The following is a 5021-nucleotide window of genomic DNA, read 5'->3' on the forward strand; positions in this document are numbered from 1 at the left end:
CAATTGAAACAACTTTATTTAATTTTGAGAGATTAATCACAGATTAATGAGATAAAAATCATCTCTACAACAATCCTTGTTTTTTCAACTTAGCTAGCGCATCCTCAGCAGCAGCTTTTTCAGCATCTTTCTTATTGCGTCCCTTACCTTCTCCGTAAAATTTTTCATCTACCAATACTTTTGCTATGAATTCTGGCGCGTGAGAAGGGCCTCCTATTTGTTCTGTGAAATATTTGGGCGGATTTGGAGTAACGTTGCGTTGCACCCATTCTTGAAAGCGATTTTTTGAGTCTACATTAGAACGAGACACAACTATATGCTTAGGATCTACAGAATCAAATAGTGGTACTATAATTGCGCGAACTGCTTCAATATTAGAATCATTATCTAAATAGTAAGCACCAAGTACAGCTTCAAAGGTGCTACTAAGCAAATTAGGATTTTGGTAGCCTCCGTCTCGAATAGCGCCTTTTCCTAACCGCATCCTAAAGTCTAAACCTACTTCCTCGGCGAACTTTGCCAATTGTTTCTCATCTACCAGCGCCGAACGCCGCCGTGTTAATTCATCTTCTCCCATTTCTGGATGACACTTGTATAGATACTCGCCACTTAAGAAATTCAGCACAGCATCACCGAGGAATTCTAGGCGTTCATTATGTTCGCCTTCTTTGGGGTTTTCATGGACATAAGAACGGTGAGTAAGCGCACAGCGTAAAAGTTTTTCATCATGGAATATTAGAATTTTGTGCATTTTATCTTGTGTCTTGTTGCAGAAATTGACTGTTGGGAAACTTTATAAGTGCTATTGTCTTCAGACATGAAAAAACCGCAAACTGCGGTTTTAGTAAAACCCAGTTTTTATAAACTGGGTTTTTAAAAGCTATTTTAACCAGCCACTTTGTCTAACTCCATTAAAAATAATTCCTGACCTTGCCTTTGGACTTTACCATCTCTTACAGCAGCATCAACAAACTGGCTAAAGGTTTTAAATTTCTTGCCATCAGGCATGTAAATAGAGGAAAATCCTTGATATTTATGGCAACGTTGACGCATCAATTTGTCAACGTATCCAAATACGGTAGGCTTGCCTTGGATTAAGGAAGTTTTAGTAGATTCAATTAGGTACTTTACAGCGTCATTGTAATTAATCTTAAACTCAGTAACAGTGGTTTTAAACTGAGTATTATTGCCAACTAATTGAGGCAATTGATCTACAAAGTAAAATTCATCAGCAAGGTTTTTCAGCCTTTGCTTGATATTACCTCGTTGTGCAAAAATTATGACATTTTTATCCTTGTCTTGCAGAAATTTAACTGGATTTGCAAAGTCGCCATCTCCTGACACAAGGATAAAAATATCTGGGGACTGATTGTTATATACATCGTCAATTAAATCAGATTTAAGTTGATTGTCTGCACTGTTCTTTAAAGAGCAGGTAACATCTTCACATTGAAAACCAATACGTTGAAGATTCTCTTTTGCAGAAGCCTGGTTTTCAAATAGTGAATTATAGTAGACTCTTCTAATAATTAAACTCCCCCTTGCGTTGGCAAAAGTCAGCAAGGAACTTGCTAGCTTTTGACTTAAATATACATTTTGAAAATCGCAATAGATGCCAACCTTTAGTTGCTGCTGGCTTGTTTGTTTATTAGAAGATTGATTAGCGTGTGCCATTGTAATATATCCAGTATTCTTTGGTGAACTGGACAGCTTCAACAAATCACACATCTAGCAGTAGCAGGGCTTTATACGAGGAATTTGTACTCAAAAAGTACTTCCCTGCCATAAAGCTTTCTACCGTCGCTTTCGTTTGGTTTAAGTCTCAGCCGTAGAATTCCTGGCTTCCTACCAAGTTTCGCGTCATCCTTTCCCCTGAATATTCATCCAAACATCTTGTCTTCCCGTTGAAAGTCTAGTCAATCAGTTAACTTGACATTAGGCTAAATAATCAGCCGAAGGGATGACACGAAGCTCGGCAGGAAACTAGGAATTCTGCTGCTGAGACAGCCACCAAAAACCTGCGTTTTAGAGTGCGGTTCTTGTTCTGTCTTAAATACAGAATTGCATAGCTAATGCTGGATGTCAATATAGTTGTAAAAAATAAGTTTTATTTTTTTAATCGAACCACAGAGACGCAGAGAACACGGAGAGATAAAATAGAGATTTTCACGCATAATTAATTGAGATTTAGGACTGCTATATATATGACTCAATCCTATCTCATTGCTATAGTAAGATTTAAAAATTTAGTTTGGGCGGAAACACCCTAGCTAAATCAAGAGATAAATCAGAGAAGCAGGGAAAAGTTATTATCTCATTTGACAAGAAAATTCGCTTATTTGAATAACCATATCTGCCTTGATTATCTTGATATGGTTCACTGTAAGCTTCCAAATAATTATCGAATAAATTGAATATCCAATAATCAGTAATACCTGCTTTAGCATAGAGAGGTATTTTCACATCTTGGTCATAAGCTAAAGAAGAATCTGAAATCTCCATCACCAATAACACATCAGTCGGTTTAGGGTGAGACGATAGATAATTATCATCTCGGTTTTGAAGAATAGCAAAATCCGGTTCAGGTTCACTATTCGGTGGCAAAGCAATCGGGGCTTGAGATTGCAAAGTTGCCCTATCACCTACAATTTTTGGAAGTTCCCGCAACAAGTTTCGCAAACAAGTTTCATGGGCTGTACCTTTGGATGCCATTTCAATAATTTCCCCATTGATTAATTCAATGTGGTCATCTTCATGGAAAAAGCCCAATTCTCCAAGCCTGTGGTATTCATCCAGTGTGAAGCGTTTAGCCTGAGCAATACTCATAACCTTACCTTTCTCTTATTGCCATAATACTTATTCTAAATGTGTCAGAAATTGGTATGCTAAAGGCCGAGACTCGCTATGAAAGCAAACAATGCCTGCGCCTACTATCAATCCCACGATCGCTGCCTTTCCCTTGAGTGCCGTAGTCGGTCAAGAAGCAATTAAATTAGCCTTGCTGTTAGCCGCAGTTGATCCTGGTTTGGGAGGAGTAGCGATCGCAGGCCGTCGCGGTACGGCAAAATCTGTAATGGCTCGTGCTATCCACGCTCTACTACCGCCCATTGAAGTTGTCAAAGGCTCAATCAGTAATTGTGACCCCAACTACCCCGAAGAATGGGACGATCAACTATTGGCAAAGTACGCAGACAAAGATATTCAAGATGTGCCCGTCGAAATTATCCCCGCACCTTTTTTACAAATTCCTCTAGGTATTACAGAAGACCGACTATTAGGTTCAGTGGATGTTGAAAAGTCGGTAAAACAAGGTGATACTATTTTTCAGCCTGGATTACTCGCTACAGCAAACCGGGGTGTACTGTACGTAGATGAAATTAATTTATTAGATGACCAAATATCAAATCAGCTTCTAACAGTATTATCTGAGGGACGCAACCAGATAGAACGGGAAGGGATTAGTTTTCAGCATCCGTGCAAATCCCTATTTATTGCCACCTACAATCCAGAAGAAGGCGGATTACGGGAGCATTTGCTAGATAGAATTGCGATCGCACTCTCTGCTGACGGTGTACTCGGCTTAGATCAAAGAGTAGCAGCAGTAGAGGTTGCGATCGCCTATTCTAAATCTCCCCAAGACTTTCTTCAGCAGTACAACGAAGATTTAGACTCCCTCAAAACCCAAATCATCTTAGCACGGGAATGGTTGAAAGAAGTCATCATCACCCATGAACAAATTGCCTATTTAGTGGATGAAGCGATTCGCGGAGGAGTTCAGGGACATCGCGCCGAATTATTTGCTGTGCGAGTTGCCAAAGCTGCTGCGGCTTTGGAGGGACGAACAACAGTTAATGCCGAAGATTTGCGCCGTGCTGTGGAATTGGTGATTGTACCACGCGCCACAGTTGTGCAGACACCGCCACCAGAACAATCACCACCACCGCCTCCACCGCCACCACAGAATCAAGAAGAACCTCCAGACGAATCAGAAGAGGAAGAAGAACAAGAAGAACAGGAAGAAAATCAAGAGCAAGAACCCCCCAGCATCCCGGAAGAATTTATCTTTGATCCAGAAGGGGTAATCCTTGATGACAACGTGCTATATTTTACTCAAATGGCGAAGCGTCAAGGTAAATCTGGTAGTCGCAGCGTCATATTTTCCGATGACAGGGGACGCTACATTAAGCCAATGTTGCCCAAGGGGAAAGCGCGACGCATTGCAGTAGATGCTACCTTGAGAGCAGCTGCTCCTTATCAAAAAGCACGAAGAGAAAGACAACCAGAAAGAAAAGTCATTGTCGAACAGCCTGATATTCGCTCGAAACGCCTGGTACGCAAAGCGGGGGCGTTGGTAGTGTTTGTGGTAGATGCTTCTGGCTCAATGGCCCTGAATCGAATGCAGTCGGCTAAAGGTGCGGTGATGCAACTGTTGACAGAAGCTTATCAAAACCGCGACCAAATAGCATTAATTCCCTTCCGGGGAGAACAAGCTGAGGTATTATTGCCTCCAACACGTTCTATTGCTTTGGCGCGTAACCGCTTAGAAAGGTTGCCCTGTGGTGGGGGTTCGCCCTTAGCGCATGGTTTAACTCAAGCTGTGCGCGTCGGCTTAAATGCTCAGATGAGTGGAGATATTGGGCAAGTTGTCCTTGTAGCAATCACTGATGGGCGGGGTAATATTCCCTTAGCGCGTTCTTTGGGTGAACAGCTAGAACCAGGAGAAAAGCCAGATATTAAAGGAGAATTATTAGAAATTGCTGCCAGAATCCGTGCTCTGGGGATGCAACTATTAGTAATTGATACGGAAAGTAAATTTGTGTCTACTGGCTTTGCCAAGGAATTATCGCAAACAGCAGGCGGTAAATATTATCATTTGCCAAAAGCGACAGATCAAGCTATTGGGAGGATCAGGGCTAAGAGTGGTTTGCTGGGTTATGAGGGAGATGAGGGGGATGAGGGAGATGAGGGAGATGAGGGGGATGAGGGAGAAAATTTTACCTTGTCTGTTTGCAATGGGATGT

Annotated in this window: 4 protein-coding genes; 1 reads left to right on the forward strand and 3 read right to left on the reverse strand. The window is 41.5% G+C overall.

Annotated features, from left to right (window positions below):
* Positions 1 to 64 precede the first annotated feature (64 nt).
* The 3 genes from rnc to LC574_RS26250 all read right to left on the reverse strand — a co-directional run bounded on the left by rnc (position 65) and on the right by LC574_RS26250 (position 2826).
* The gene (gene rnc / locus LC574_RS26240; RefSeq protein WP_229456466.1) at positions 65 to 751 is read right to left on the reverse strand and encodes a ribonuclease III; all 687 of its coding nucleotides are present in this window, start codon (positions 749 to 751) and stop codon (positions 65 to 67) included.
* Positions 752 to 885: 134 nt separating this feature from the next.
* Entirely contained in the window at positions 886 to 1674 is a 789-nt protein-coding gene (locus LC574_RS26245) for an NYN domain-containing protein (RefSeq protein WP_229456468.1), read from the reverse strand.
* A 564-nt stretch (positions 1675 to 2238) separates the two neighbouring features.
* Complete coding sequence (locus tag LC574_RS26250) at positions 2239 to 2826, reverse strand: Uma2 family endonuclease (protein ID WP_229456469.1); 588 nt, start codon at positions 2824 to 2826, stop codon at positions 2239 to 2241.
* Between the two features lie 91 nt (positions 2827 to 2917).
* Between LC574_RS26250 and bchD the strand changes: the two genes are divergently transcribed.
* The coding region (gene bchD, locus LC574_RS26255; protein ID WP_229456470.1) for a magnesium chelatase ATPase subunit D at positions 2918 to 5021 on the forward strand (2104 nt) is incomplete at its 3' end.

This window comes from Nostoc sp. CHAB 5715 (assembly GCF_020829685.1).
Classification (GTDB): domain Bacteria; phylum Cyanobacteriota; class Cyanobacteriia; order Cyanobacteriales; family Nostocaceae; genus Nostoc.

Bases quoted from the DNA above. Each gene is read 5' to 3' on its own strand.
- rnc (WP_229456466.1), bottom strand. From the start codon at position 751: ATGCACAAAATTCTAATATTCCATGATGAAAAACTTTTACGCTGTGCG.
- LC574_RS26245 (WP_229456468.1), bottom strand. From the start codon at position 1,674: ATGGCACACGCTAATCAATCTTCTAATAAACAAACAAGCCAGCAGCAA.
- LC574_RS26250 (WP_229456469.1), bottom strand. From the start codon at position 2,826: ATGAGTATTGCTCAGGCTAAACGCTTCACACTGGATGAATACCACAGG.